At 41.2% G+C, this 24,844-nt stretch carries 33 protein-coding genes and 1 tRNA gene; 3 read left to right on the forward strand and 31 right to left on the reverse strand.

Going from position 1 to position 24,844, the window contains the following annotated elements; genetic code table 11:
* Positions 1–21: 21 nt before the first annotated feature.
* Positions 22–501, forward strand: a complete 480-nt coding sequence (locus MHB67_RS14065; protein WP_024423236.1) for a DinB family protein — start codon at positions 22–24, stop codon at positions 499–501.
* A 39-nt stretch (positions 502–540) separates the two neighbouring features.
* Here MHB67_RS14065 and MHB67_RS14070 read toward each other — a convergent pair whose 3' ends face one another.
* Positions 541–1,749 (reverse strand): iron-containing alcohol dehydrogenase, encoded by a 1,209-nt coding sequence (locus MHB67_RS14070; protein WP_025094230.1) that lies wholly within the window; start codon positions 1,747–1,749, stop codon positions 541–543.
* 27 nt (positions 1,750–1,776) lie between these two features.
* A complete protein-coding gene (gene betB / locus MHB67_RS14075; RefSeq protein WP_342489581.1) occupies positions 1,777–3,246 on the reverse strand; it encodes a betaine-aldehyde dehydrogenase in 1,470 nt (489 codons plus the stop codon).
* Positions 3,247–3,452: 206 nt separating this feature from the next.
* On the opposite strand from betB, the gene MHB67_RS14080 reads away from it, so the two are divergent.
* Together MHB67_RS14080 and MHB67_RS14085 are read left to right on the forward strand one after the other, a co-directional pair.
* Complete coding sequence (locus MHB67_RS14080; protein ID WP_034624521.1) at positions 3,453–4,010, forward strand: GbsR/MarR family transcriptional regulator; 558 nt, start codon at positions 3,453–3,455, stop codon at positions 4,008–4,010.
* A 72-nt stretch (positions 4,011–4,082) separates the two neighbouring features.
* Positions 4,083–4,155: transfer RNA gene (locus tag MHB67_RS14085), tRNA-Ala, on the forward strand.
* A gap of 53 nt (positions 4,156–4,208) precedes the next feature.
* Here MHB67_RS14085 and MHB67_RS14090 read toward each other — a convergent pair.
* The 29 genes from MHB67_RS14090 to MHB67_RS14230 form a co-directional block, all read right to left on the reverse strand.
* Positions 4,209–4,391, reverse strand: a complete 183-nt coding sequence (locus MHB67_RS14090) for a hypothetical protein (protein WP_342492581.1) — start codon at positions 4,389–4,391, stop codon at positions 4,209–4,211.
* Positions 4,392–4,507: 116 nt separating this feature from the next.
* Positions 4,508–5,311, reverse strand: a complete 804-nt coding sequence (locus MHB67_RS14095) for an N-acetylmuramoyl-L-alanine amidase (RefSeq protein ID WP_342492582.1) — start codon at positions 5,309–5,311, stop codon at positions 4,508–4,510.
* 19 nt (positions 5,312–5,330) lie between these two features.
* A complete protein-coding gene (locus MHB67_RS14100) occupies positions 5,331–5,594 on the reverse strand; it encodes a phage holin (RefSeq protein WP_024423242.1) in 264 nt (87 codons plus the stop codon).
* Positions 5,595–5,605: 11 nt separating this feature from the next.
* Positions 5,606–5,818: a BhlA/UviB family holin-like peptide gene (locus tag MHB67_RS14105; RefSeq protein WP_017367922.1), complete on the reverse strand. Its 213-nt coding sequence runs from the start codon at positions 5,816–5,818 to the stop codon at positions 5,606–5,608.
* A gap of 36 nt (positions 5,819–5,854) precedes the next feature.
* The gene (locus MHB67_RS14110; protein ID WP_034624530.1) at positions 5,855–5,998 is read right to left on the reverse strand and encodes an XkdX family protein; all 144 of its coding nucleotides are present in this window, start codon (positions 5,996–5,998) and stop codon (positions 5,855–5,857) included.
* Positions 5,995–6,315, reverse strand: coding sequence for a hypothetical protein (locus tag MHB67_RS14115; RefSeq protein ID WP_342492583.1), 321 nt, complete (start codon positions 6,313–6,315; stop codon positions 5,995–5,997). Before MHB67_RS14115 ends, MHB67_RS14110 begins: the two co-directional genes overlap by 4 nt.
* 12 nt (positions 6,316–6,327) lie before the next feature.
* Entirely contained in the window at positions 6,328–7,713 is a 1,386-nt protein-coding gene (locus MHB67_RS14120) for a hypothetical protein (protein ID WP_234107320.1), read from the reverse strand.
* A gap of 48 nt (positions 7,714–7,761) precedes the next feature.
* On the reverse strand, positions 7,762–8,889 hold the full coding sequence (locus MHB67_RS14125; protein ID WP_234107321.1) for a pyocin knob domain-containing protein: 1,128 nt from the start codon (positions 8,887–8,889) through the stop codon (positions 7,762–7,764).
* A 7-nt stretch (positions 8,890–8,896) separates the two neighbouring features.
* The gene (locus tag MHB67_RS14130; protein WP_234107322.1) at positions 8,897–9,070 is read right to left on the reverse strand and encodes an XkdX family protein; all 174 of its coding nucleotides are present in this window, start codon (positions 9,068–9,070) and stop codon (positions 8,897–8,899) included.
* The gene (locus MHB67_RS14135; protein WP_234107323.1) at positions 9,067–9,396 is read right to left on the reverse strand and encodes an XkdW family protein; all 330 of its coding nucleotides are present in this window, start codon (positions 9,394–9,396) and stop codon (positions 9,067–9,069) included. Before MHB67_RS14135 ends, MHB67_RS14130 begins: the two co-directional genes overlap by 4 nt.
* A 10-nt stretch (positions 9,397–9,406) precedes the next feature.
* Positions 9,407–10,285 (reverse strand): hypothetical protein, encoded by an 879-nt coding sequence (locus MHB67_RS14140; protein ID WP_142945037.1) that lies wholly within the window; start codon positions 10,283–10,285, stop codon positions 9,407–9,409.
* A 15-nt stretch (positions 10,286–10,300) separates the two neighbouring features.
* Positions 10,301–10,684, reverse strand: coding sequence for a phage tail protein (locus MHB67_RS14145; RefSeq protein ID WP_024423249.1), 384 nt, complete (start codon positions 10,682–10,684; stop codon positions 10,301–10,303).
* Positions 10,685–10,695: 11 nt separating this feature from the next.
* The gene (locus MHB67_RS14150) at positions 10,696–11,619 is read right to left on the reverse strand and encodes a YmfQ family protein (protein ID WP_342492584.1); all 924 of its coding nucleotides are present in this window, start codon (positions 11,617–11,619) and stop codon (positions 10,696–10,698) included.
* The gene (locus tag MHB67_RS14155) at positions 11,603–12,652 is read right to left on the reverse strand and encodes a baseplate J/gp47 family protein (protein WP_342492585.1); all 1,050 of its coding nucleotides are present in this window, start codon (positions 12,650–12,652) and stop codon (positions 11,603–11,605) included. The genes MHB67_RS14150 and MHB67_RS14155 overlap by 17 nt, the downstream gene beginning before the upstream one ends.
* Positions 12,645–13,067, reverse strand: coding sequence for a DUF2634 domain-containing protein (locus tag MHB67_RS14160; RefSeq protein ID WP_234107325.1), 423 nt, complete (start codon positions 13,065–13,067; stop codon positions 12,645–12,647). Before MHB67_RS14160 ends, MHB67_RS14155 begins: the two co-directional genes overlap by 8 nt.
* Before the next feature lie 14 nt (positions 13,068–13,081).
* Positions 13,082–13,348, reverse strand: a complete 267-nt coding sequence (locus tag MHB67_RS14165) for a DUF2577 family protein (protein WP_024423253.1) — start codon at positions 13,346–13,348, stop codon at positions 13,082–13,084.
* Positions 13,345–14,355: a phage portal protein gene (locus MHB67_RS14170; protein ID WP_342492586.1), complete on the reverse strand. Its 1,011-nt coding sequence runs from the start codon at positions 14,353–14,355 to the stop codon at positions 13,345–13,347. The genes MHB67_RS14165 and MHB67_RS14170 overlap by 4 nt, the downstream gene beginning before the upstream one ends.
* A gap of 11 nt (positions 14,356–14,366) precedes the next feature.
* A complete protein-coding gene (locus MHB67_RS14175; RefSeq protein WP_041085438.1) occupies positions 14,367–15,035 on the reverse strand; it encodes a LysM peptidoglycan-binding domain-containing protein in 669 nt (222 codons plus the stop codon).
* Positions 15,028–19,065, reverse strand: coding sequence for a transglycosylase SLT domain-containing protein (locus tag MHB67_RS14180; RefSeq protein WP_342492587.1), 4,038 nt, complete (start codon positions 19,063–19,065; stop codon positions 15,028–15,030). Before MHB67_RS14180 ends, MHB67_RS14175 begins: the two co-directional genes overlap by 8 nt.
* Complete coding sequence (locus tag MHB67_RS14185) at positions 19,066–19,203, reverse strand: hypothetical protein (protein ID WP_095357030.1); 138 nt, start codon at positions 19,201–19,203, stop codon at positions 19,066–19,068.
* Positions 19,204–19,244: 41 nt separating this feature from the next.
* Positions 19,245–19,685, reverse strand: coding sequence for a phage portal protein (locus MHB67_RS14190; RefSeq protein WP_012011040.1), 441 nt, complete (start codon positions 19,683–19,685; stop codon positions 19,245–19,247).
* A gap of 524 nt (positions 19,686–20,209) precedes the next feature.
* Positions 20,210–20,653: a phage tail tube protein gene (locus tag MHB67_RS14195; RefSeq protein WP_024423257.1), complete on the reverse strand. Its 444-nt coding sequence runs from the start codon at positions 20,651–20,653 to the stop codon at positions 20,210–20,212.
* A 1-nt stretch (position 20,654) separates the two neighbouring features.
* Positions 20,655–22,001: a phage tail sheath family protein gene (locus tag MHB67_RS14200; protein ID WP_342492588.1), complete on the reverse strand. Its 1,347-nt coding sequence runs from the start codon at positions 21,999–22,001 to the stop codon at positions 20,655–20,657.
* 3 nt (positions 22,002–22,004) lie between these two features.
* The gene (locus tag MHB67_RS14205) at positions 22,005–22,217 is read right to left on the reverse strand and encodes a hypothetical protein (RefSeq protein ID WP_034282476.1); all 213 of its coding nucleotides are present in this window, start codon (positions 22,215–22,217) and stop codon (positions 22,005–22,007) included.
* Positions 22,204–22,659: a hypothetical protein gene (locus MHB67_RS14210; RefSeq protein WP_039180991.1), complete on the reverse strand. Its 456-nt coding sequence runs from the start codon at positions 22,657–22,659 to the stop codon at positions 22,204–22,206. The genes MHB67_RS14205 and MHB67_RS14210 overlap by 14 nt, the downstream gene beginning before the upstream one ends.
* 4 nt (positions 22,660–22,663) lie before the next feature.
* Positions 22,664–23,161 (reverse strand): HK97 gp10 family phage protein, encoded by a 498-nt coding sequence (locus MHB67_RS14215; RefSeq protein WP_151863269.1) that lies wholly within the window; start codon positions 23,159–23,161, stop codon positions 22,664–22,666.
* Positions 23,158–23,514 carry a YqbH/XkdH family protein gene (locus tag MHB67_RS14220; RefSeq protein WP_151863268.1) on the reverse strand — a complete coding sequence of 119 codons (357 nt, stop codon included), beginning with the start codon at positions 23,512–23,514 and terminating at the stop codon, positions 23,158–23,160. Before MHB67_RS14220 ends, MHB67_RS14215 begins: the two co-directional genes overlap by 4 nt.
* Positions 23,511–23,894, reverse strand: a complete 384-nt coding sequence (locus MHB67_RS14225; protein ID WP_024423261.1) for a DUF3199 family protein — start codon at positions 23,892–23,894, stop codon at positions 23,511–23,513. The genes MHB67_RS14220 and MHB67_RS14225 overlap by 4 nt, the downstream gene beginning before the upstream one ends.
* 13 nt (positions 23,895–23,907) lie before the next feature.
* Entirely contained in the window at positions 23,908–24,831 is a 924-nt protein-coding gene (locus tag MHB67_RS14230) for a phage major capsid protein (protein ID WP_024423262.1), read from the reverse strand.
* Between the last annotated feature and the right edge of the window lie 13 nt (positions 24,832–24,844).

The raw sequence follows: 24,844 nt of genomic DNA on the forward strand, positions 1-24,844 counted from the left end.
GATCTTGAGGTGATGAAGAAAATGAGTTTATTACATGAAGCGAGACAAGAATTGTGGCACGAGCTGCAAGGTTTGAGCGAAGAACAATTGAACCAAAAATTATCTGATGATACTTGGAGTATTCAAGAGGTAGCAGATCATTTAAAGAAAATGGACCTAGTTGCAGCCAAACATCTAGCAGCTGAGGGTAAAAAAGCACCAATTAAAGAATATGAACCAAAGCCGGTAGAAATGGCAGAGGACCGTTCGAAAAAAGCCACTGCGCCTAGTATTGTTGAGCCTGAGCGCAAGCATGTCACACCTACACATTTAAAGGATGAGCTCGATACTGCACGTGAGCAGCTCAATCAAATTTTATCAACATTTACTGAGGAAGATTTCAAACGCGTCATTGCACACCCTGTGTTTAAAGAGCTATCCCTTAAGCAATACCTTGATTTTATCGGTGCACACGAAAAACGCCATATTCATCAAATCAAAGAAATTAAAGAACAACTATAGACATAAAAAAGACTCCCTTTTGGGAGCCTTTTTTCTTTGTTACACCGTTTTAGGTGTTAACTCAAAGCAGCGAGCATAAATCCATTTGTACGCTTTTTCGTTTAAATCTCTTGGGTTTCCAACTGTTTGCGGATCTTTCATCGCTTCTTTAGATAAACGATCAATCATATCTTTTGATACACCTTGTTCTTCTAATGAAGGAACTTCTAAATCCTCCACTAAATCATACATCCAGTTCACAGCTGCTTTGGCTGCTTCCTCTGTTGTCATTCTGCTTGTATCAATCCCAAACGCTTGCGCAATTCGAGCGAATTTTTCCGGATACCCTTTCCAGTTATACTCCATTACTGGTCCCATCATCGCTGCAACACACTGACCGTGCGCTACAGGAATAATACCTCCGAGTGTTTGACTCATCGCATGTGCAGCTCCAGCTGATTCACTTCCATAAGAAAGCCCGGCAAGCATCGCAGCTTGTGCCATTCCATATCTGGCTTCTAAGTCCTCGCCATCAGCAAAGGCACGGCGAATATAATGAGCAGCATATTCAATTGCCATGAGCGCTACCGCATCTGTAATCGGCTGTGCAAATTTCATCGTATAGCATTCAATCGCGTGAGCAAGCGCGTCAATTCCAGTCATTGCTGTCACATGAGGCGGCATGGACACATGAAGCTCTGGATCAATTACTGTTAGATGAGCTGCAATGAGAGGTCCACCAGTATTGAATTTGAATTCTCTTTCTTCATCAGTAATGACCGCCCACTGCGTTACCTCTGAACCTGTACCAGCAGTTGTCGGAATAGTGGTTAAAGGAGGGATTCTGTTTTCTAGCGGTTTTTTTCCCTCTGCCGCTTCGTAATCAAGGACTGAGCCTTCATGAGTCGCCTCTACTCCGATTGCCTTTGCTGTATCCATTGAACTGCCGCCGCCTACTGCGACTAATCCATTACATCCTTCTTTTTCATATAAAGCAGATCCTTCGTTCACTAGACGGACTGGCGGATTTGGTTCTACTTTATCAAATAGTACGACATCGATTTGCGCTTCTTTTAATGAAGCAATGACTGGGTCCACCACGCCGGCTTGATAAATACCAGGGTCTGTTACAAGCAATACCTTTGAAACGCCGTATGCTTTCACTTCTTCCCCAACATGTTTCACTGCACCAATGCCGTGTTTGATGACAGTCGGGATTTCAAATGTGTGGAATTTCTGCATGCTTTCAATTTTCATATTTAGTGTCATAAAGAATCTCCTCCAAATGCTTAATTTTTATTTAAACCAATGAACCGCTTCAGGTTTTGTATTTCGATATAAATGCTTCAGCTCGGTATATTCTTCAAGTCCCGTGCGTCCTAATTCGCGCCCAATGCCTGATTGCTTGTAGCCACCCCAAGGTGCTTGAGCAAAATAAGGATGGAAGTCATTGATCCAAACCGTGCCCAATCTTAATTGTCGAGCCACTCTTTCGGCCTTGCTGATATCAGAAGACCACACAGCTCCTGCTAATCCATAAATCGTATCATTTGCCAGCTTGATGACTTCTTCCTCTGTACGGAAGGATTCGACTGTCAGGACAGGTCCAAAGACTTCTTCCTGTACAATCCGCATATCTGACGTGCAGCCTGAGAAAATGGTCGGCAAGTAGAAGAAGCCATTTTGCAGCTCCTCTGCGTCAGGTCTTTTTCCGCCTGTCTCTAACTTAGCGCCTTCTTCTAAACCGATGCTAACGTATTTTTCTACTTTTTCTCGATGCTCAGCTGAGATGAGCGGCCCGCTCTGGGTGTCTTCATCAAAGCCGTTGCCTAGCTTGATTTTTTTCGTACGCTTCACCAGTTCTTCTAAAAATTCATCATGAATAGATTCTTCCACCAGCAAACGTGAACCTGCTGAACACACTTGCCCTGCATGGAAAAATACAGCATTCATTGCCTGGTCAACCGCTACGTCTAAATCAGCATCTTGAAACACAATATTCGGATTCTTTCCGCCAAGTTCAAGGGCTATTTTTTTCACATTCCCGCTGGCTCCCTGCATAATTTTCTTCCCTGTTTCAATACCGCCTGTAAATGAAATCAGATCTACTTGATCATTTACAGCAAGCTCATCCCCAACGGTTGCCCCAGGTCCAAGCACTAGATTTGCAACGCCTGCTGGAACGCCCGCTTCTTCCATGAGTTTAAATACTTTTATTGTGGTGAGAGGTGTGATTTCACTTGGCTTTAGAACAATTGTATTTCCCGCCGCAAGTGCAGGAGCGATTTTCCAGCTTGCTTGAAGCAATGGATAGTTCCAAGGAGTGATTTGTCCGCATACACCGACAGGCTCTCTGACTAATTCACTTTTCGAGTTTGGAATTGGTGATGCAATGATTTCCCCGCCATCTTTATCAGCCAGACCTGCGTAATATTGGAACACGTTCGCAATATCGTCCATATCTGCTTTGCTTTCCTCTAATGTTTTGCCTGTATCAAGCGATTCCAATTTGGCTAGTTCATCAAGATCACGTCTAATCAATTCAGCTATCTTAAACACAATATTTCCTCTTTCAAGTCCAGGCAGGTTTGCCCAGTCCCCTTGATCGAAGGCTTTTCTCGCTGCTTTAATGGCTAGCTGCGCGTCATTTCTAGATCCTTCGCTGACTGTCGCGATCACTTCTTGATTGAACGGATTGATGATATCCCGTGTGTCGCTACTTTTAGCGCCAACCCATTGTCCGTCTATAAATAGTGTTTGACTCATAGAAGGAACCTCCTCTGATTCTCTTTGGTAAGTTTGTTAAATAAAAATTTAACGTTTTGAACATAATTAATTTATCATGTTCAAATTTTTCTGTCAAAGGGAGATATGCTTCATTTATTTTGACATTTTGTATTCTTTCGTTAACATATAGTCCATAAAGATTTTTTTGAACGGATTGAATTTTCTTAATAGAAAGCAGGGACAAAATGAAAAAGCAGGAAAAACCGCAAGCAGAAGATCGTATTTTAGCTGCTAAAGATCTAGTCATTGATTCCATAGCTGAAACGATGGATCTCTATGGCATTACAAGAAGTGCAGGTATTCTATATGGAACGATGTATTTAAATGAGGAAATGACACTCGATGAAATGCGTGAAGAGCTGCAAATGAGTAAGCCGAGTATGAGCACGGGTGTGAAAAAGCTGCAAGACATGAATATTGTCAAAAAGACGTTTCACCGTGGCCGAAGAAAACACAGCTTTGTTGCGGAAAAAGACTTTTTTAAGTTTTTCACGAACTTCTTTCCGCAAAAATGGGAACGTGAGGTCGAGGTCAATTTAGCGGCAATTGAAGAAGCGCAAGAGCAGCTTCAAGAGGTGTCGCGTGATGATCAGCTGGAGGAACATGTAAGAGAAGAAGCGCAGCAGCTCATTGAGCAGCTTGAAAGCTCAAAAGCCTATTATGACTGGCTGAGACGATTAGCCCATTCTGTTCATTCTGGTGAAATTTTTGACTATATTCCGATTGAACAGAAAGAAAAATAGACGATGTGTTTACGTTTTACAGCTTGAATTTCACAGGAGGATTGATTATAATAAGTTATGTCGTCATACCTCGGGGCATTAGCTCAGCTGGGAGAGCGCTACGCTGGCAGCGTAGAGGTCAGCGGTTCGATCCCGCTATGCTCCATACGAAAAACCATTCTTGAAAAATCAAGGATGGTTTTTTTATATACATATCTCCTACAGTTCTGTTTGTTCTTTGGTTTTTCTTAATAACTTTATGATGCGGTATGTAATCACAGAAAGATACGTTAGGATGAGAATAATTGTGTAGGACAAAGGAAAATCGCTCGTCATTCCGTGATAAATGAAATAGATGAGCAGCACTGACAGCATGATGATCTGGAACAGTTCTTTTTTCATTTTTCTCTCCTCTCATGATAGTGATTTGGTTGATTATATCACACATGATGTCATTTTTTGTTAGCTATCAGCAAGGAGGTATTTCCTCACTTGCTGATAGCTTTTTTTATAGATCATCACTTCTTCTGTAGTTGTTCGATTTTGTTCTTCGTCTTCGGTCCGTAAATTCCGTCTGCAGCTAAGCCGTTCATGAGCTGGAACCGCTTGACCGCATTCGCCGTTTTCGGTCCATAATAGCCGTCAATCCCGTTGTTTTTTGCCCCTTTGTCTGGGTAATAATAGAGGGATGATAAGGCTTTTTGCACGGCAGTGACTTGAGGGCCTTTTGTTAAGGGCTTGGTGACTTTTAAAATGCCTGATGGCAGATTTGACGATTTCTGTTTGGAAACGGGTGCTTTGTGGCTCAAGCTTTCTGTCTGAACTGGTTTTCTTGTGCTTTTGCTGCCGGTATGTGCTGTGGCTATTCCAGCTTTAAACTGATCCCATCGTCCAAGAAGTTTCCTTGGACACTCTTTCCCGCTCCAATGTTTATGAGGCACTACATTTGATAAAGGAATTCCGAAATCTCCCATCAGCTTTCGAATGAGCCATTGGGCATTTTCAACTGCTTGTTCAAAGCTGCCGTCTGCATTTTCACAAATTTCAATTCCAATTGATTTCATATTGCCGGTGCCTCTGCCATCCCCTGCGTGCCAGCCGTTTTCGTTTAACGGTAAATGCTGATAAATCACCTGATCATCAACGGTGTAATGCCAGCTCACCCCGGTACTTGAACGTGCAATAAATGCTGCATGACTGGCTGCATTAGCACCTTTTGCACTGTTAGACGTATTATGCACTGTAATATAGAGCGGCTTCATTGTGTTTCCTGGTCTGTTGCGATGTTGTTTTGGAATCAAGGCTTGAATGATTTTTACCATGTTGTTTCTCCTTCAAGTATTATTTTGTTAGCCCTCTTTGTTTCAGAGCATCTTTTTGTAATTTGCCTTTGTAGGTCACATAATTGTTTTTAAACCAAGCTATTACCGCTGTGACCATAGTGAAAATTGTAGAACCTGCCACATAAAGTGCCTCACCTGCGGTTTGTACTTGCTCCTCACTAATCGGCAGCACCGTCTGTCCAAACATGACAAGTGTTTGATTGATCAGAGCAATAAAAAGAAGCACTGTGCGAATCACAGTGCCTTTGTCGAATGTTTTCATGAGTTTTCCTCCTATTTTAAATTTCGTTCTATTTTGTCGAGTTTGTCGATCACGACATCATACTTTTCACTAAACTTTGCTAACACATCATTTTGCGCCTCGATTTGCTCATTGAGCTTGTTTTCTCGTTCCTTTGTGGTGTTGAGAACATAGAACAGAATCCAGCAAAAGAGAACGGCAAATGGGCCTTGGGTCATTAAGTTTTGAACAACATCTACTTCCATTGGAATCACCTTCTTTCCGACAAAAAAATAAAGCCATTAGGCTTCGTATTTGTCTCCTGTTATGTCTTGATAGTCGTCTGCCGAGATCCAGCCGATGCTTACATAAAATGCAATGTCCTCTGGGCCGTAACATTGCCAGTCCCAAAATTGTTTGATATCTGCTACAGTTGGAAACATCATTTTGATTCAGCTCCTTTAAAGATAGCAAATAGCTGCGTTAATTGTTTTGATAATAAAGCATTTTGTTTCTTTAATAGTTCTATATCATTTGGCGGGAGAGGGGCTGGTTTTAAGCTATCTATATACTCCTGTGTCGCTGATTCATACCATTGTTGTTTTTCCACATCAAAAGCTGCTTTATAAAAAGAAGGATTATTGGGTGGAGCAATTGTTGTGCATTGATCTGGAATGATATAATTTCCTTCATCATCCCTCTCAAACACTACTATAGGTCTGACCAATTCATTTTGATGATTGTACTCATAAACTTGTATCATACTATCACTTCCTTAATTTAATGGGACGACTGTGTCTAAATAGTAGCCAGTTACTGCACTTTCATTTGCTGCGAGTAAACCAGTTAGCTTTAGTTCTCCTGTCTTATATATAAGTAATTTACTATGACCGGTTGTACCTGATACGGGAACTGACACCACAAGACCTTTCTCTGGTAAACCTTCGGCTGGAATCCGTCCACAGATGATTTCTCTATTTGCTTTTAGATGACCTCTCAGCAACAACAAATTTCCCCATTTCACATATTCAACGGGTCTATCCCCTATAGATGAACTTTTGTCTAAGGTAACACTAAGCCACGTGACATGTTCAAACTCAGCATTTGTCACTAGCTGTTTCCAGCCCTTGAAGATTCCATCAGTATGAGTAGTTCCGTACCAATGGCTGTTATCATAGCTTCGACTCACATGAAAAGTTTTGCGGTTATTTCCCGTTTCTAAAATATCTACATTAAACCAAGAAGCATCGGTCGTTGATGGCATATTTACTGCATTCGTTCCAGAGACATAATAAAAACCAGAAGGCAGAGTGAGTATATCTGTACCAGTAGGAATAAGCATTCTATTTCCATTCGCTTTCAATAATGGGTGCTCGTTCAACCTCTTCCAGCCGCTCCATTCTTGCTGAGTACCGGTAACATCTGTCGTCGATCGATTGATGTATACATCGCCTGTATTATTCGCCCCAATGATCCAACCATAAGTATTTTCACTAAAGACTGATAAGGCCCTCATAGAACTTTTTGTAGGCAGATCGGGGTGTGCTTCATGAATATACCAAGAATGCACGCCCGGTAATTTGATAAGTTTATCTAAAATACTAGGATCGTTTGCATTAATTCTTTCATAAGCTTTTCCATCGTCAGCAGTGATTTTAGATAGTTGTCCTGCGTCCCATTTGTTTTTTTCATTTTGTGTCGGCAATTGGAGCCAGTTAATTCCGACGTCATTCACATGATAGGAAAAACAAAATGCATTGCCTGATGTGTCAATCGCGATTCCTACGCCAATATTATTTTGACCTACAAGCTGAAAGCCTCTTAATGCAGTATTACCTATAGCAGGAGAATCGACTACTCCAGAACCTCCCGGAGCATAGAACGAGCAGGCACCTAACGATTTAATCCCGTTATAAATACTGCCGCCAGCAGGGATATTCACCAACTGGGACCCGTTATCATTTGTCATTTTATATAACTGAGATTGATCCCATTTCTGCTTTTCTGTTACAGATACATGAGATGTTGCATCATTTTTGTGTTGATTGATTTGATCCAAAAGTCCAACATCATTTTCAAGAATAACCTTGATCATGTCATTAAACAGATCTGCATGGGCTTTGTCACTGACTTTAAAAGAACGAGGTGTCTTTATCTCCATGAACATTCTCCTTTTATATTTCAGCTCTAAATATTGATTTTATTAGTTTCACCTTGTGCTGAACTTAAAACCAAATGTAATAAACTCAGTGGGATTGGCGTTATTTGAAGATGATTGTACACATACATTACCCTCTTTATCTATTAAGGTACGATGGAATTGTGGTACTCCTGGAGTCCCTATACTAGAAGCGACTCCTACAAAATGCATTGCCTGTTTCGGCCGATATTCTTCAGGCAAATTAAACACTGCATTATTTCCTAATGTCCCACCTTTTACAGCTCCTACTATCTCAACTTCACCTAGGAGATTCTTGCGATATTTTACTGGTAAATTAATAGGGTCATATTCCTTCCAATTGCTTTTAATCTCTTTAGGTGTTTCCCAAGATCCTTCTAATAAATCTGATAGCGTGATTTGCTTCTCCCATGGTGTCCATGATTCTGCATTGTGTTTAAGAACTCTAAAGTATGTGTTCTTCCCATAAACAGATTCGTATGCTATTTGCACTAATGTACTGCCATAACTCATGACCAATAAAAACACTCGATTAAAGGATGATGGACCGTTTATACCTTGGTTATAAATGAGGTACATTCCTGTCTGAGTGAGGGTGTTATAGTCTGTTTCGCTAGCAAATCCATGATAAATGGGTTTTCCATTATCTTGTGTGATTTTTACTAATTGACCGTTATCCCATCTATTCATATCACTTTCTGTAGGCAGCTTTGTCCATGAAATCGATGTATGTCCAGCATCATAATAGAAAAAATAAGCATTACCTGACATATCAATCGCAAAGCCAGATCCAATATTTTCTTGCCCTACTGTCTGCAGTCCTCTTATTGATATATTCGGTAAGGCAGGTGAATCCTCCACGCCAGCAGCTGCATAAAATGTACATGTTCCTTTGTCTTTTATCGCATTAAATATGCTTTCCCCGGCTGACACATTGATAAGCTGTCTTCCACTATCAGCCGTGATCTTATAACGCTGGGATTCATTCCATTTTTTCTTTTCTGTTTCAGATGCGTGTACTCCGCCATCATTTGTATGTTTTAAGAGATGGTCTAATAATCCAGTATCATTTTCAAGTAATACTCTGACCATGTCATTAAACAGATCTGCATGCGCTTTATCATTCACGTTAAATGGTTTTGGTTCTTTTATTTCCATTCGGTTTTCACTCCCTTGCCTTGAAATTTGGTTCAATCTCTTGCAGCTGCTCTAAAGTGAGTATCCTTTGCACGTATCCTGCATTTAGATCTTCCATTGAACAATCACCTAGTTCAATTGCCTGTTTGACCAATCCAGGTGTCACCCATTTGAAATATAATGCCATTACCCAATAATTCATGTTTCACTCTCTCCTTTAATGAAAAGGATGTCTTTTTTTAGCGCTTTTAGTTCGTTTGACAGAAGATCACATTGATGTTCAAGCTGTTTTCTCATCAGCTTTTCTTTTGCTACTTCTTGTGCTAGATAATCTAGCGGGAGCGGTGGTTGATACCTTGGATTGGCTTGTGATTCCTCCCACCATTTTTTCAACTCTTTCTCTGTTGGTTTGGGCACATCCAGATACCATTCATCTATATACGAACCAGCACCGTCATTTCTTAGTTCAAAATCCTTTTGCGGATCCGCAGCGGGATATTTATATTTAATGGCTTCATATAAAATCATCAAAACCCTCCTATACTCGCGGGAAATTTCGGCCGCCTACTTCTGTAATGTCAAAATAGTTGTACCAGCCTGAGTTATCTGATATATAACGACTAACGTCTCCGTCATATCCTGCGTACATGTAAATTTCTAAATAATCCCCTTTATTAGCCGGTACATTGGCAGAACCATAAAGTCCCATACTAAAACTCAACGTATCAGATGGGCTTGTCGGACTTTGTCTTTGATGTGAAATATTTTTATATCTTTTTCCATTTAAATAGATCGATAATTCAAAGTTTGCATACCGTTGAAAGCTTTCAATATACACACCAGCATTCACTGAATACATTCCGTTTTCAGGGCAGATGAAGCGATTATTTTTGATATCAAAATTGTTATGACTGTCTTTTATCTTTCGATTAAAAAGGACTTTTTGATACTCTCCCTTGGTTAATAACTGCTTCCCAGTTGTACCTATATTGGCATGACAGAACCCAGAGAGTTTATGCCAGTCGGTCCAACCCGACCCAGTCCACCAATGACGGCACCACGTACCTGTGCTATCAAAATAGCTGCCTGCTTCGTTTCCAGTCCCATAATAATATTGAACAAATCGAAAGTTACTATATTTTTCATTTTTCACAAAGCCGAATCTTGTAGGGTATCCCGTATCATTGGCTTGACCAATATCCATGAATGTAATACCTATTGGATATTCCTCGCCGCTGACTGTTGCATCTTGAATGGCTTGATCCCCTGTTAGTTTGAATAAGCTTTCATTTGTGATCCCTGCTATTTGTTTACTAAGCGCATTGTCATTTTCCACAAGTGTGTCGACCATCCGGTTAAACAAATTGGCATGTGCTTTGTCAGAGGTTTCAAACGGTAAAGGTGATTTTATGTCCACTTCATTTCTCCTCCATTAATAAATATCATCAATCTCAAAAACAAATTCGATGTCGCCATCTTTTTGTTTGTCTGTCATGGTGCGGATGGCGGTGAATTTACCGTCTTCGTCGACAAGTGCTAGTTCGTTGATCACTTCTCCTGCCAGTTCTCCTTCCGCGATCGTGCAGGTGTAGCGGATTTTTGCTGGTTCCATGAAAGTAAACGAATCAATATTTTTTTGAACTAGTTCTTTTTTGAGTTTTTGTTCAGTGCCGTCTAGTGAGATCGGTTTTCCATCCTTCGTTCCCCCATTTCCAAAGGCCATTTTGACGACTTTTGTAAGTTTTGTTCCTTCGGCTCTTGCCTTTGCCATTTGTTGACGTGCATACAGTGTTGTTACAGTTAATTGATCAGCCATTGTGATCCTCCTTATAAATCTATTTTTTTAGAAGTTGCTGCTAGCATTTTTGATCCGTCCAGCGGAACAGATCCATCGAGAATCCAGTAATGATCCTTGATCAGTAAGCTTCCACCCTGCTCAGTTTGGACATGTACTGGCAGACGGAACGTCATCTTCTTCTTGGTTTGATACTGGAGATGATTTTTTGTGCGTAAAGTCAATGCCGCTCCTTGCTTCGTTTCATGTACCGCTCCAGTCATGACATAGTTCATGCGATATGCTGTGTCTGACTGATGTTGAAGCGGCATTCTCATGTTTAATGAGTGCCGAAAACGAGCAGGCACATCCGTTGTCCCTCTTGTTCCGCTGAGATAAAACGTACCATTTAAGACAAATTCACCATTGAGTAAAATTGGAATATGATCGAAAAAACCCACTCTGCTGCGCAGTGTGAGCCTCACGTGATGATCATTTTTTTCATGTACATCAGTATGATGAAAAGCCGTGAACGTATAAGCCAAGTGTGCGGGTTTTAACGTTTCAAGTATTTCTACAATATATCTCGTGTTTTGCAAATCATCTAGGTTCACACGTAAAGCGAAGTGATAGCGATTGGTTGTGAGACGGATAACAGCACTTGGATTCTTGAGAAAGCGATTGACTGATTTCTCTAATGAAAGGTACGTGATTGGGGGAATATTTGACATCATATTGAGTAAGCGTGCCCTGCGCAGTTCAATTGAATCATCTGATTCCCGCTGCACCTTCAGCATTCTTTCCCATCTATTCAATCCCCATGTCGCTGTTAGAGGAAAGAACTGATCCGTTAAGTCGAAAATAGATTCGTCCAATCCCTCAAATTCCGGTGCCTCTGTCTTGAGCAGGTGATCAACTTCATAAATCTCTGTAAAATATGGCGGCAGGTAGTTTTTCATTTCATCCTGTTTGCTCAATAACCTTCACCTGCCTAAGACGCGGAATCTCAATGTCCTGTAATACTAAGTTTTTCGACTCTCCATTCAATAACACATCTGCATAATCTGACACACTTTCTGAATGGTACAGAATATCATTTAAGGCGGACATTCGAATGGTACTCTTTTCAAATGCGATTGATTTCAACAGTGTCTTGACCTTTTCTTCTATTTCTTTCTGAGCGCCTTCAAGGGTCCAGTCCATTTGAAGTTCGACAGCCACTTCAATGTCGATATCCAGCCATTTGGCGCTTTCAACGGTTGCTTTCGAGCCTATAGGCGCTTGTCCTTCTCCTTCACCTGGCACTGGGTCGATATATTCCTGTACCCTTTTGACAAGAAGGTCTGATGCAACATCTAGATTGCCATCTGTGATGACAATTTTGACTGTCCCTTCTCCGTTCCAAAGCGGGAACACTTTCGCTCTGCCAACACCGGGCACTTCCTCAGCCCATTTTTTATAATGCGCCCTGTTGGCACTGACAGCCTCCCGCCTCGCACGTATTAAATATCGATCATATAAAGAAGCGTCATCTTCCTCCTCTTGACCTGGTATCACCAGTTCTTTCATCTTAATCGATTCAAGTCCTGGAATTGTATCAAGTGACAGCAGCGGCTGATCTGTTAATTGAACATTGCCAGCTTTACCAGGTGTCTCGCATTCTAGCGTACCATCCTTCGAATACTGGAAATAAACGTCTTCAATAAAAAAACGTGAGCCAGCTGGTATGTTGATATTGTTTGGCTGAATGACCGCTGACCAAACCGCTTTAGTGGCTGATTTTCTTTCGATCCCTACTTCAGCAGCCCGCCGATCTAGAAACTCTCTTTGTGCTGTGTCTGCAAAGACCAGCTCAAACACTTGGTCAAGCCAAATATAGGACTGGGCCAGTTCAGCGGCAGCAGGTGCCAAGGCATTCCAAATGACGCTGTTTTCTCTTTTATCTATATCATCTGGCAGTCTATCCAGCATTCTTTCCATTAATGCTTCGTACGTCTGTTCCTCAAACATCGCCCTCCATCACCTCCTCTATTTCTAATGTGCCCTCATCTGTGACAATCGCTAGTTTGACATGAAACGAGTCATTTTGTTTTGTGACCTCTAACTCTTCAATATGATCAATCCGTTCGTCAACGAGCAGTGCTTCCTCTATCAGCCTTGGAATCTCCATTTCTTTGTATTCATCCGTAGCTTCTGTATCCGTCAACAGCTCCTGAATTTCAGTGCCAATGTCGTGGCTGTAGATAGGATGTGCATACCGCTCTGTCCTAAGTGTCATATAAATAAATTGCCGGATTGCCTCAATACCTGAAATGGTTTCGCCTGTCAGTCTGCCAGTTTCAAAATCTATTCGATACGTCGTTGAGGTTTCGACCTCTTCATCTTCTTCTATTTCCTCGATTTCTTCCTCTGGTGAAAGTGCCACGTTCATCACCTCCCTTACAATTTGTCGATGATGTAAAAGGACTGGCCTCCTGCCATTGCAAGCACCATAATACTGTCTCCCCTTTTCAGCTCATCATCCTCACCCTTATTTAAGCGCTTCGGCCAAATCAGTAATTCTTCTGGAATGATCAGCTTATGATTTTCATTTAATCGGATGCTCAGAGGGGAAACTGCCGTGACTTCTCCGATAACAAGATCAATTGGCGATTCTGCGTCTACTGCATTCACTGCTAATCGTTTAATCGCTTCACTTAATCTCACGCTTGATCACCCTTTGGCATGGAATTTTTCTCAACAACATCAATGGTCATGGTGTGTTTCACCCCACTGAATTCATGTTTGTCTTGATCGATCCAGTAAGTTTTTTTTACGTTGATTTCAGGAATTTTCAAATAGATTGGGAGACCGCTTTGCAGCTCAGGAATTCCTAGGGCTTGTATACTTTTGACTTCTTGTTTGACGCCTTTTTTCTCTGCCAGCTGTACTTTGGCTCTTTTTTGCAGCTGCGGTTGGTTGATTTGCCCAGTGACTGTCTCAACATGCTGTAAAATACCGTATTTATTCTGACCGGCTTTATCCTGTTCAATCACCACAATCTCGGATTTACTGCCTTTTTTCTTATTCTTCCCCTGTTCATCAGCTGACGTACGCATCTTGACCCGAGTGGCTGTCTCTTCGATCGAGGTGCTGTATTGATAGCTGATGAGATTGACGCCTGATTCAATGACCCAGACGTCCTCTGGATCAGGCCAGGCTCTCAGTCCCATCTTGCCTTTAGCAGAATAGATTTGATAGTTTCTTCCTGTTTGCCGCTTCGTTTCTTTCAATGCTTTCAATATCATGTCATACAAGCTCGTATCATTTTTAAACACTAGTGATTTTATGACATGTCCTGTATTGGCGATGGAGGTCATTGGAATTTGAAAGTCAGCTCCAATCCGCCTTAAGATTTGATCTGCTCTTTGATTTGAAAAAACATAGACATCTTGGTTTTTCACCAAATATTGGAGCATATCGTATGCGGTAAAGGTCATCTTCCCTTCAACAGGTGTACGGGAAAAAACAATGCCTCTAAACAGCTCTTTTCCTTTCCATTTAAAAAGAACCGTGTCCCCTTCCGAGACACGGTAATATGTTTGACTGCCTTGCTTTGTGATAATATTTGCCTGAATTGAGCGAGGGGCTTGATACCTTTGCCCCTGAAGTGTCACACTCTCTGTGACAAGCTCATACATGGTGCCGCTTCTGATGGCAAAAAGCTCGATCAATGCCAGCCCCCCTATTGTGGTATTTTTAACCTTTGTCCAGGGAAAATCCAATGCCCCGGCTGCTTAATATTGCGTCTGCTACGTTTAATCATCGCTAATTTATTGGCATTCCAAATACGCCGCCATTTTGTACTGTCGCCATAAAACCTGCCAGAAATGGCCCATAGCGTATCCCCTTTTTTGACGGTGTACATTTTTGGTGGTGTTTTTGAAGGCCGCTTCTTTTTCGTTTGTTTTGCTTTTTTCTTTCGTTTGATTTTCCTAGGCGATGCGGTTTTATATTCCTTTAACTCGATCGTAAATTCACGATCTCCAATATCATATGACCCTTCCTTGTGGGTGAAGCTTTCAATGCTGCACGTCATATTGATTTTTGTTCCAGTTACAATCAACCGCACGGATTTCTTTGAACGCATCATTCGTTCAATTTTCGCGATCGCATTCTCTGGTGATGGAATGTTTTTATATTCAGCAATCGGCGAATATTTCTTAGGAAATAATGAGGTGAATGATACTTGTTTCGCCGATGGTACGTCAATAAAGGTCAGTTCTCCAAAAGAGGCGACCTTTACCGTTTCATTTTGTACGTTATTTGTGATTTCGAGTTCGGATGGAAGGACAGGGAATCGCAACTTGTCCTTTCCTTGGGAAATCCACAATTGATACACTGATTTACCCATCAATTACGACCCCCTTCGTTCCTGTATGAATCTCTACTTCTAGTTCATCTACAAGCATTTTTTTAATTTTTTCGACTAGCGATTGCTGATCTTGTCCATTATGGAAATGCTGATCTCCATTGAATTGAATCGTGATTTGTTTATTACCTGGCGATGTTGTACTGCCAGTAGACTGAACTGAGGTAACTTGCTGCATCTGTGCTTCTGGTAAAGGAGCAGATGCATTTGATGGATCATATACTTGCATCCCAAGTGCTTTAGCTGCCTGCGTCAATAAATACCTTCCGCGAATGCCTCTTTCCTCAGGAATAATCCATTCGCGTTTATTTCCTTCACCGACTCTAGCAACCTGCTCTTGAGTAATCAATCCGCCATTTGCATAGCCTTTATAAGGGCCGCCTCTTCTCATACTTCGTAATCCCGGCGTGTTGAAGACTGTTCCATATCTTCCCTTAATGTAGTTAATGGCTGCTACGGCATTATGAATTGGGTTCCAAATGTCATTCATGCCTTTGCCTTTATTGGAATTAAAAGTCGGTCCAATGGTTTGCATTAAGCCTTTAGAAGGTGTTCCCTTTTTGGCGTTGGAATCCCATAAGTTGATCGCTCTCGGGTTTCCATTTGATTCATGCTGCGCGATGGTCATCAAACCAGGTAGCCAGCTCATAGATGTGCCAGTTGCCATGAGAGCTGCCATAAGCCATTGCTGAACACTAAGGCCTGAAGCACCCATACCGCTAAACGCTCCGATTAATGAACCGGCTTGATTCTCTGCGAATTTCTTCACGTCAACTGAATCAAGACCTTTGACGACACCAATCGATGCAAATTTACCAAGACTCATCATGACGCGTGAAGGGGAATGAATGTCTAATTCCTCTCTAAACGCCTGTTCTACTTTCTTCGCCATTTCTTTGGCCGCTTGCGTGACTTCGCTTCCTTTGGAACGCATGCCGCTGTTAAAGGCGTCAATCATTCCTGAACCCCATGAAGGTGATTCTTGTCGAGCGGATAAGAAAGGTTGTCTTACATTTTGATCTAAGAATTGATCTGTGTTAGTTGGTGTCATGTTTTGACCTGCAGCAAAGCCGGTGACAGTTTGTGCGCCATAAAGTGGTGTTGATGCTTGAATTTGAGAAAATGGTTGATTAATATTGTTCTGCTTCCATTTCTCCATTGAAATGATTTTATTGTTTAGTCCCTTCTCGAAATTAGAGGTGAACTGTTCCCCATATTTTGAAGCATTGCCTGTGTCTCCAATAGATACCGATCCACTTGCAGAAGTGGAAACTGATGAAGAAACTGCTGTTCTCATTGGAAACGATGAACCTACTAAAGAAGTTGGTGATGTACCGCTTGGCACAACAGACATTCCGAGATGTGAAGCAGCCTGTGCAAGGAGCATCTTTCCTCGTCCTTTGTTGTTTTCAGTGGGAATGACAAATTCTCTCCCTGCTTCTCCAATCCATGAAAGTGTCGGTTTTGTGATATAACCACCGGTGGCGTTTCTTTCTTCTTTCTTCCCTTTATGCGGTTTAGGTTTCCACCCTGTTTTTTCTTCACCTTTTTTAATAAAGATATTAAGAAAATTCCCACCAATTTTATTAACTGTATCAAATACATTTCCTACAACACCAAAGATGCCTTCCCAGGTTCTCTTTAAATTTTCAGCATGATCTTTCAAAGGATTAAATACTTTCTCTTCAAACCATGAACTCACTTTTTTCCAGATACCCTTGATCGTTTCCCATGCTTCATTAAATTTTTCCCACACGAATTCAATTGCTGGCTTGGCATATTTTTGATAGGGTTGCCATACATTTTCATCAAACCAAATTGAAACTTTCTCCCAGGTAGTTTTAATCCAGTTCCATGTATTTTGAAACAAATTCCACACAAATGTAATGGCTGGCAGGGCATATGTCTTAAACGGCGTCCAAACGTATTCATTAAACCATTCAGAGAATACACCCCATGTCTCCTGAATCCAGTTCCACGTTTCAACAAATTTATTCCATACCCAGCCAATTGCTTCTATCGCATATTGACCGAATGGGTCCCAAACATTTGTTAAAAACCATTCAGAGAATACACCCCATGTTTCCTGAATCCAATTCCATGTGTCAACAAGCTTATTCCATACCCAGACAATTGCTTCTACTGCATATTGGCCAAATGGTTCCCAAACATAATCCATGAACCATTTAGATGCTACTGCCCAAATATTTTTGATAATTGTCCAAGCAACATCAAATACACCAACTACAAAATTGATAATCGGGACTGAAAAATTATAAATAGGCAGCCAAACTTTTTCCATGAACCAAGAAGAAAGCTGTCCCCATTTTTCAGTGATCCAATTCCATGTCTCACCGAAGAACGATGTAATAGGAATTAAAACATTATTATTGATCCAGCTCGAAACTTTGTTCCAGATATCTTTAATCCACTTCACTGCATTTTCAGCACCTTTGACAATGTCATCCCATTTTTTCTTCAAGGTTCCATCATCAAACATTTTGCCGATCCATTTTCCTAAGCTTTCACCTAAAATACTACCTAAGATTCCGCCGATTGCTGTTCCAATACCTGGTGCAATCATTGTTCCTATCGCGGCACCACCCATACCACCAGCGACGCCCCCGCCGAATCCTCCTACTTTTTCGCCTACATTTTCTTTTGTTGTGCCGATTAATTCTGTTGCACTAAGCAAGGGCCCAAGAATTGGTACCTTTTTTAATAGCTTACCTGCTCCTTTACCTAAATTTTTAAATGTATCTCCTAAGCCTTTTAGCTTATCGGTATCTTTGAGCATCCCAGCGAGCCCTGCGATAGCCATAACACCTGGTATTTTTTTGGTTAGACCACCTAATTTAGTTGGGAGCTTTCTATTCTTTTCCACCCGTGAAGTTCCCGTTGGATTATTCGGTTGGTTTTTGGGTCCATTTCTATTATCTGTTCGGGCAGTTCCCGTTGGATTTAAACCTTTTGCACAGCAAGAACAGCAGCTTACTCTAAATAGACCTTTTTCATTTTGCCTTTGGTCTGAGTTTTGGTTACCCGGCTGCCCTGATGAAGCATTATCATTAGATCCACCCGAGTCATTCGTTTGATTTTTTGGACCAAGGATCCAATCTAATCCTTTGTTAACCCATTTATCTAGATAATCCTCAGGATTGATCTTAATCTTCTCACTAATTCGTCCAATCACTTCTTGCTTGTATTCGTCGATTTTTGTTTCGATCCAAGGTAGCGCCTTCTCATCCCAAAATTTTCTAGGACTCAATTTTTCCTTCAGTTTATCTGAAACGTCACCTGCATATTTTTCAATTTCCTTTATTGCTTTGTTTTTCAAATTTCCAAACCAACTCTGTTTGTTTTCATTCGTTTTTGTAGCAGCTGTTGCATTAGGTTGCTTTTTTACTTTCTTTTCTTTCACTACAGACTCTGCCTGATCTCGTTTTTTCAACTTACTTTTTGCATTGTCTTGAACTGACACTCTGATTTCGTGTTTGGACATCGTCAAGCTTTTGAGTGTCTTTTTGATTCGTTGAATTGCAGCGGTGGCTTGGTCAACCATGTTTAATCTCATATAGTACGTTCTGTTGATGAGCTGAAGGATTGATTTTTTGATTGATGATATTTTACCTGACAATTGATCGTTCAGTTTAAACGTCATCATAATGGGGGTTGTTCCCATTTGTTTTAAACGATTTATGCTGGATTTGATGACATCCAGCCCCTTCGCTTGAATGGATATGATCAGATGATTTGGAATCATATTTAACCGATTGTTCAATGCTTTTAGATCCCGATAGATTCCTTGATCCAGCCTCATAGAAAATACTGAAACTTTCCGCAGCGATAAAGTGAGGTTTCTTAATTTCTTTTCATCCATTTCCAGACTTATTTTCACTGGTTTTCTAAATGGTTTGAGCTGCTTCTCAAACGTTTGAAATCGTTTTTGAATGCGTAATAACTTCTTCGACACCCGGTCTTCTAATTCAAATCGTGCTGTAAGTTTCGCCAATTATTTACCTCCTTTCTTTGCTTCTTTTTCTAGCATGTCTAGCTTGTAGCTGATGAGTCCGAAAAGGAATGCTTTGAACGGTCTTGGTGATTCGTATAATTCCAGGAGTTCAGATGGGGAGTAGTGAAGCTCGTGCATCGCGTAATATAAAAACACCGCTTCTTTATCCCCATCTTTTATTAGTTTTTTGCTGCTTCTTCTAAATCTTCAATTTCATCTTCGAATCCGTTGATTTCGATCGCTTTGTTTAACCAGTTCGCATATTCACCGCCTACTGACAGGACACGTTTTGCTACTTCAACTGGATCTTGTGTGCTGTAGGCTTCTCTTAATTCCTTTGAGCGGAAATCTGGATAAATCGTCGATTCAATCGCAATACGTGCGTAGAAGCGCTGGCTGTCTAAGTCTTTCACGCGTCCTCTGCCTTTGACATTTTTGAAGGTTGTGTTTTCTTTTTCCAATTCATCAATACGTTCAGTTGTAATAGCTTTAAAGACAAAAGGAATGACATTTCCTTTTTTATCAACAAAACGCTTAGAAATCGGTACTTTGACTTCTTCCGCTTCTACTGTTTGTCCTGGCATAAAAAATGAAAGATCAAATGTTTGTTTTTCACTCATGTTTAAAAACTCCCTTTGTTATGTTTTTTTGAATGCAAAAAAGCACATCCATTTTTGAATGTGCTTTCCAATCTTTTCATGTATAATTTAAATTGTACAATTGAACGGCTTGCTCAAGGGCGTCTGGCTCATCCCCGATAGGAAGGGGGTGATGCATATGTCAACATTTGAAGCGATTTCCCTTATGCTTTTATTCGGGATGTTTATCTTTACTTTGTTGACGTATATAGACAAAAAATAGACTCCCCTTGAGCTGTGGAAGGTTAAAGGGAAGTCTACCTAAAGAACCTATTCGATAAGCCAGCCCCTTGAAGGGCCTCATTGTACATTGCCGGGATGTTAGAGCATCCTGGCTTCTTTTTATTTTATGCAAATTGCTTTGCATGTAAACATATTTTAATGAATCGAATACAAGACGTTACCAGACGAAATGAAGACGGCATCAAGACGGTTGTATTACAACTGCATTATAGCATATTCAGCTGTTATTTAGCTAATTAATTAGCTAATTTCCTCCACTTTTCTTAGAAAGTATTCTTTAACTTCTCAGGAAGATCAAAGTCTTCAAACGTGAAAGGAACTTCTTCTTCAAGTGCCTCTGAATCAACATCCAATCCAGCGATTTTAGCAGAATCAAAGTTGACATCAAATAATGTCACACGCTCAGTGCCACGGCCTGATGATTTATCGTCAATGACAGCTTGAAGAGTGAAATATGGATCTTCTCCTTTTTTCACATAATTGAGCATTAATTGAACGAAACGGGACGTAACTTTATAGAATGTTGCCGTTCCTGTTCCGTTTGCTCCCGTTGTTTTATGGCCAGTCATTCGGCGGCCCATGACGTTGACTTCTGATTTATTTTTCTCCACGTTTGCTTCGAAGGTTTTGATAAATGCAAGCTCCTCACCTTCTAAGAAAAGACGACCTTCTTTACCTGAAATTGTATTTTGCGCTTTAAAAGCCATCTTACTTCACCTCCACATTGAAATAGAATTTTTCTGCTGCATCTACTGGTTGAATCGCTAAATCGATGATAAATCCATCACGATCTTCATTGAGGCCAATTACGATATCTGTTTCTGAATTAAAGCCTGTAATGCCGCTGCCATCTTGAAGCTGTGTGAGATACTGGGTAATCAGTGTTTTCACAAGCTGCACTCCATCATCTGATGCTGGAATGTCATTGCCATTGGCTTTACGTAATTTAATCAGATTTTTTAATTCGAATGTTAAATCATTGTTGATCGCATCAAGCACACGAATGATTTTGTTTTTCGCCATTTGCTGGTTCTTTTCAGCTGTGAAGCTTGTCAAGGAGTTAATATCTTTTTCAACACTCACGGTACGATCTCGCGCATCAAAGGTGAAAAGGAACTCCCCTTGAGATAATCGGTATTCTACTTGATCATTGTCAAGGCGTTCTAATGTATCGACCGCTCCTTCGTATTCAACAAAGGTCAGTGACTGATTGAAATTTGCTCCGGCACTTGCACCTGCGACCCATGCTGTTGTTTGAGCAGGTGTTAGTTCGGTTCCATCTTCGAGTACAACACCGCTTGTCACATTGATGATTCCTTCTTGGTCAGCTGCATAATTCGCCACAACCCCTTGCACCTTACGTCCTTGCTTATCACGCAAACGCTCGATAAATGAAGCGAAGGTTGCTTTTAATTGCTCACTATTATCGACTGGAAGGGCAATAACATCGAAGTATTCTGTTTCTGCTACTTCTAGGAAAGCTGTATAATCTGCGACACTTGCCACCCCGTTTTTCCCGCCGCTTAGTGCCACACCAGCTGTGATGACAGCTTCACCTTCACCAGAAAATTGAACGTATTTGTTTTTCACAAGATCTTTGACATCAGTGACAACCTGTTTATCCACAATGTCTGTTCCAAGATAAGTGATCACATCGCGTTTTGCGCTATCAAGTACATTTTCTGCGACTTGTACTGTGATCTCATTTCCTTTTTGGCCGCCATAATTTGCTGTGACGACAAAATTTTCAGCAATTTCGGCTTTGGCCGGCTCTCCTTCATTGAGGCGGTAAAGCAAGACTGTTTGCGCTTTTTTCTTTGCTTCACGGAAAAGAAGAAGTGACTTATCATCAATGTTGAGTCCAACCTTTTTATTTAAATCTTCCATATTTGAAACGGAAATAAAGGTTTTTGGTTCTCCCCAGCTCATCACAAGAGGAAGTGCCACCGTACCTCGATCGCCTAAAGTAATTCGCTGCTCTGCTGTTGTTTTAAAATTAAAGTAAATACCAGGACGCTTTTTCTCTGTACCTGGTGTAAAAGTGCCTCCGTTCATCCTTTAAACCTCCTTGGACAAAAAAGCATCAATGTGCTTTTTCGCTTCTGTTTTTGTAATTGGTTGATGTTTGATATAAAAAAGAGCACCTTCAAGGATTTCTGGTTTGACCCCAAAAAGATCCTTACTGTGCTCCTTTAAGGCTTCAAATGAAAAGCCAAATTCTTTTTCTTCGCCGGCTGTTTGAGCGGGCTGTGCATGTTTAGTCTTGCTCACGTTTGATCACCCCATCTGAAAAGTTGATATCTTCAAGGCTTGCCTGTTTGTCACGGTTGTACCAATAGCTGCTATCCCACGTCAGGACAATCGCTGCTACGCCTTGATCTATCATTCTTGTTTCCACTCTCTTTATGCGGACATAATCATCAAGCACCTCTCCGTCTTCACTCATCATCTGAATGATTTGACGATCAGCAAGCAATGCATCAACGATTGTTTCTGCCGCATCATGTGCTTTTTCTGTATCAATATGAAAGACTTTCACTTGCAGCGAATAAGATTTCATAAAGGTAGAGACCGTATCTGGACCACTGATCACTGTCACAGGCGGCACATAAACGGATGGCACTTGAAAGCGTTCTGGCAAAAGACGATCATACATTGTCACAGGAAAGTGTGTGTAGATATAATGCATGATTGCCCCGACTTCTTGATTCATTCCATCACCTCCCAAAATGTCGATCGAACCAGCTTTGCAGCTTTCGATCCAGCGACTGTTCAAACATTTGCTCATAGAGCATGACAGCATGATCCCAGTAGCCATTGCCATCAATCCATTGAGAGGCAAGCATCATTCCTGTACTTGCATTCGGATCATATTCAAAGCGGCTGCCAGTCCATCTGCCAGGCACCCATCTTCGCTCTCCACTTGAAGAAGTGGCATGTCCGTCATTGACATAGGAGGCATATTCAAGCTGCGTTCCCACTTCAAGTGTGAGACCGCCTTTTGAAATGAGAAAATGATTCTCCTTATCGCCTTGTGTAAAGGATCTAAGAAGCCGGCCTGTATCGACAGCATTCTCCTTGATTAATTCATCCTGAATGATGTCTAAAAACTGCAGGCCCATGTCCTCCAGCCAATCTTGATATTCTGACTTTAAGCCGCCATCACCCGCTGTCTGCAGCTGTGAAATCAGCCGGTCAAGTCCATCAATTTTCATAGATTTTCCTTCCTGACTGCTATCACTTCGATGTGATGATTTTTCACTTTTTTAGGCTGCTGTAATTTGAGTGACACTCCATTCCACACCATTTTGTCATACAAGCGAATATCACTTCCTAAAGGAAAATGAACAAGATAGGATTGATAAATGACTGTATTCGGCTCTTCTTGCACAAGTGACTGGTTCTTTTCTATGACATAACAAGCTAGATCAGTCAGGCTGGGAGCATCGGGATAGGAAAGTGTTATTTGTAAATCATCAGCTGGAATTCCAAATTTCCCGCGGGCAGACTCCTGCTGTTCAAGGTGAAAAAGATCACAGCGATCTGTTAATAGAGATTGATAGCTCATAATGACCTCACCTTTAACTTGGCACTGCCGCCGGTCAATGTTGGTTCAATATAATCTACAAGCAGGGCATATACATAGGGTCTGCCTTTGACTTGATCAGCTGCCTTCGCATATGAATAATCGCCCATTTTTTCTGACGTAAAGCCTTTCATCATAGATTCGTCATCATTCAGCATGGCAAAATATTGGGCCATTTTTAATAATGCGATTCTTGCTTTTTCAGGGAGGGGCTGATATTTTTCGCTTGAGAAATCGTGACCTACGATCTGAAATACCGCAGCTTCTGCTTCGATAATATCTGCTGTCAGTCTTTCCACAGATCGATTTTTCACACGATCAAAGACAGAATAGGCTTGCAGTTCTTCAGCAGAAATGATCATGGCCTGCCGTCACCTACTCTTTCACTTTCATCACTTTTGCTACAGCATCCTCTTCCTCAAATTTGCTGTCTAGCTTCGCTGTGAGGACAATAATAAATTTACGGCTGCGAATATCTTTTTCTACTTCAATTCGAATATGACGAGAGAAACCTACGATAATATTTTTAGGGTGTGTCAGCAAAATATCTGATACGTCTGTTCCCGCTTCGTCATATGGCTGCATATTGGCAAGACCTTTGACCGGCACACCGAATGCAGAAGAAAGTCCGCCTTGAATGGCCGCATCTCCGAGGCCTGTCTGTCGGTTTGCTACTTGATCCTTCCACTCAACCTCTAAACTTGGGGATGTGTAGAAACGGAAATCCTGAGGCACACGTAAATATTTTGACGGCATCGCTTTATAGGCTTGCTTAAACATTTGGCGGCTGATTTCCGCTCCATTAGCATCTACGATATGAGATACCGCTTGTTTTCTCACGCCATCCATTTGAGCTAAAAATGGATCTGCTGAAGTCGTATCACCATTGACGATTAGCTCTTCAATGTCAACGGCTGCTCGTTCAGCGAGCATTTGCATAATCGTCTGCTGAATTCCGTCTTTCTCAATATTGTTTTCAATGCTGTCATAGGTCATATGAATCTCTGCGATGACCTCTTTCGCATTTAGCTGGACAGTGCTTGTCGCTGGGACAACACGGTCTTTCGCATCAAGTGCTTTGCCTTCTTCTGCTGGGCGTAAAATACGCTGGCCAAAGCCGATTTTTTCGATTTTTTGTGAATCACTTTCCATTGGAATGATACGTGCATCATTTAAAACGGTTGGTGTATTTTGCATCATTCTAATGAATGTGTTGGATTGGGTTGCGTTCATGAGACCGCCGGTTTTTAAGCTGGCAAGTGTCATTTCGGCCTTGCGAATCAACTCTTGATTTCTCACACTGTTTCCTCCT

The sequence above is a fragment of the Bacillus sp. FSL H8-0516 genome (assembly GCF_038635285.1).
Taxonomy (GTDB): domain Bacteria; phylum Bacillota; class Bacilli; order Bacillales; family Bacillaceae; genus Bacillus; species Bacillus safensis.

Bases quoted from the DNA above. Each gene is read 5' to 3' on its own strand.
- MHB67_RS14175 (WP_041085438.1), bottom strand. From the start codon at position 15,035: ATGGGTAAATCAGTGTATCAATTGTGGATTTCCCAAGGAAAGGACAAG.
- MHB67_RS14120 (WP_234107320.1), bottom strand. From the start codon at position 7,713: ATGGAGATAAAGACACCTCGTTCTTTTAAAGTCAGTGACAAAGCCCAT.
- MHB67_RS14195 (WP_024423257.1), bottom strand. From the start codon at position 20,653: ATGGCTTTTAAAGCGCAAAATACAATTTCAGGTAAAGAAGGTCGTCTT.
- MHB67_RS14225 (WP_024423261.1), bottom strand. From the start codon at position 23,894: ATGATCATTTCTGCTGAAGAACTGCAAGCCTATTCTGTCTTTGATCGT.
- MHB67_RS14095 (WP_342492582.1), bottom strand. From the start codon at position 5,311: ATGGTAAAAATCATTCAAGCCTTGATTCCAAAACAACATCGCAACAGA.
- MHB67_RS14115 (WP_342492583.1), bottom strand. From the start codon at position 6,315: ATGATACAAGTTTATGAGTACAATCATCAAAATGAATTGGTCAGACCT.
- MHB67_RS14200 (WP_342492588.1), bottom strand. From the start codon at position 22,001: ATGAACGGAGGCACTTTTACACCAGGTACAGAGAAAAAGCGTCCTGGT.
- MHB67_RS14065 (WP_024423236.1), top strand. From the start codon at position 22: ATGAGTTTATTACATGAAGCGAGACAAGAATTGTGGCACGAGCTGCAA.
- MHB67_RS14185 (WP_095357030.1), bottom strand. From the start codon at position 19,203: ATGCACGAGCTTCACTACTCCCCATCTGAACTCCTGGAATTATACGAA.
- MHB67_RS14135 (WP_234107323.1), bottom strand. From the start codon at position 9,396: ATGATTTTATATGAAGCCATTAAATATAAATATCCCGCTGCGGATCCG.
- MHB67_RS14125 (WP_234107321.1), bottom strand. From the start codon at position 8,889: ATGGAAATAAAAGAACCAAAACCATTTAACGTGAATGATAAAGCGCAT.
- MHB67_RS14090 (WP_342492581.1), bottom strand. From the start codon at position 4,391: ATGAAAAAAGAACTGTTCCAGATCATCATGCTGTCAGTGCTGCTCATC.
- MHB67_RS14155 (WP_342492585.1), bottom strand. From the start codon at position 12,652: ATGTTTGAGGAACAGACGTACGAAGCATTAATGGAAAGAATGCTGGAT.
- MHB67_RS14110 (WP_034624530.1), bottom strand. From the start codon at position 5,998: ATGATGTTTCCAACTGTAGCAGATATCAAACAATTTTGGGACTGGCAA.
- MHB67_RS14130 (WP_234107322.1), bottom strand. From the start codon at position 9,070: ATGAATTATTGGGTAATGGCATTATATTTCAAATGGGTGACACCTGGA.
- MHB67_RS14215 (WP_151863269.1), bottom strand. From the start codon at position 23,161: ATGAAAATTGATGGACTTGACCGGCTGATTTCACAGCTGCAGACAGCG.
- MHB67_RS14080 (WP_034624521.1), top strand. From the start codon at position 3,453: ATGAAAAAGCAGGAAAAACCGCAAGCAGAAGATCGTATTTTAGCTGCT.
- MHB67_RS14210 (WP_039180991.1), bottom strand. From the start codon at position 22,659: ATGAATCAAGAAGTCGGGGCAATCATGCATTATATCTACACACACTTT.
- MHB67_RS14100 (WP_024423242.1), bottom strand. From the start codon at position 5,594: ATGAAAACATTCGACAAAGGCACTGTGATTCGCACAGTGCTTCTTTTT.
- MHB67_RS14105 (WP_017367922.1), bottom strand. From the start codon at position 5,818: ATGGAAGTAGATGTTGTTCAAAACTTAATGACCCAAGGCCCATTTGCC.
- MHB67_RS14190 (WP_012011040.1), bottom strand. From the start codon at position 19,685: ATGAGTGAAAAACAAACATTTGATCTTTCATTTTTTATGCCAGGACAA.
- MHB67_RS14220 (WP_151863268.1), bottom strand. From the start codon at position 23,514: ATGAGCTATCAATCTCTATTAACAGATCGCTGTGATCTTTTTCACCTT.
- MHB67_RS14145 (WP_024423249.1), bottom strand. From the start codon at position 10,684: ATGGCTGATCAATTAACTGTAACAACACTGTATGCACGTCAACAAATG.
- betB (WP_342489581.1), bottom strand. From the start codon at position 3,246: ATGAGTCAAACACTATTTATAGACGGACAATGGGTTGGCGCTAAAAGT.
- MHB67_RS14070 (WP_025094230.1), bottom strand. From the start codon at position 1,749: ATGACACTAAATATGAAAATTGAAAGCATGCAGAAATTCCACACATTT.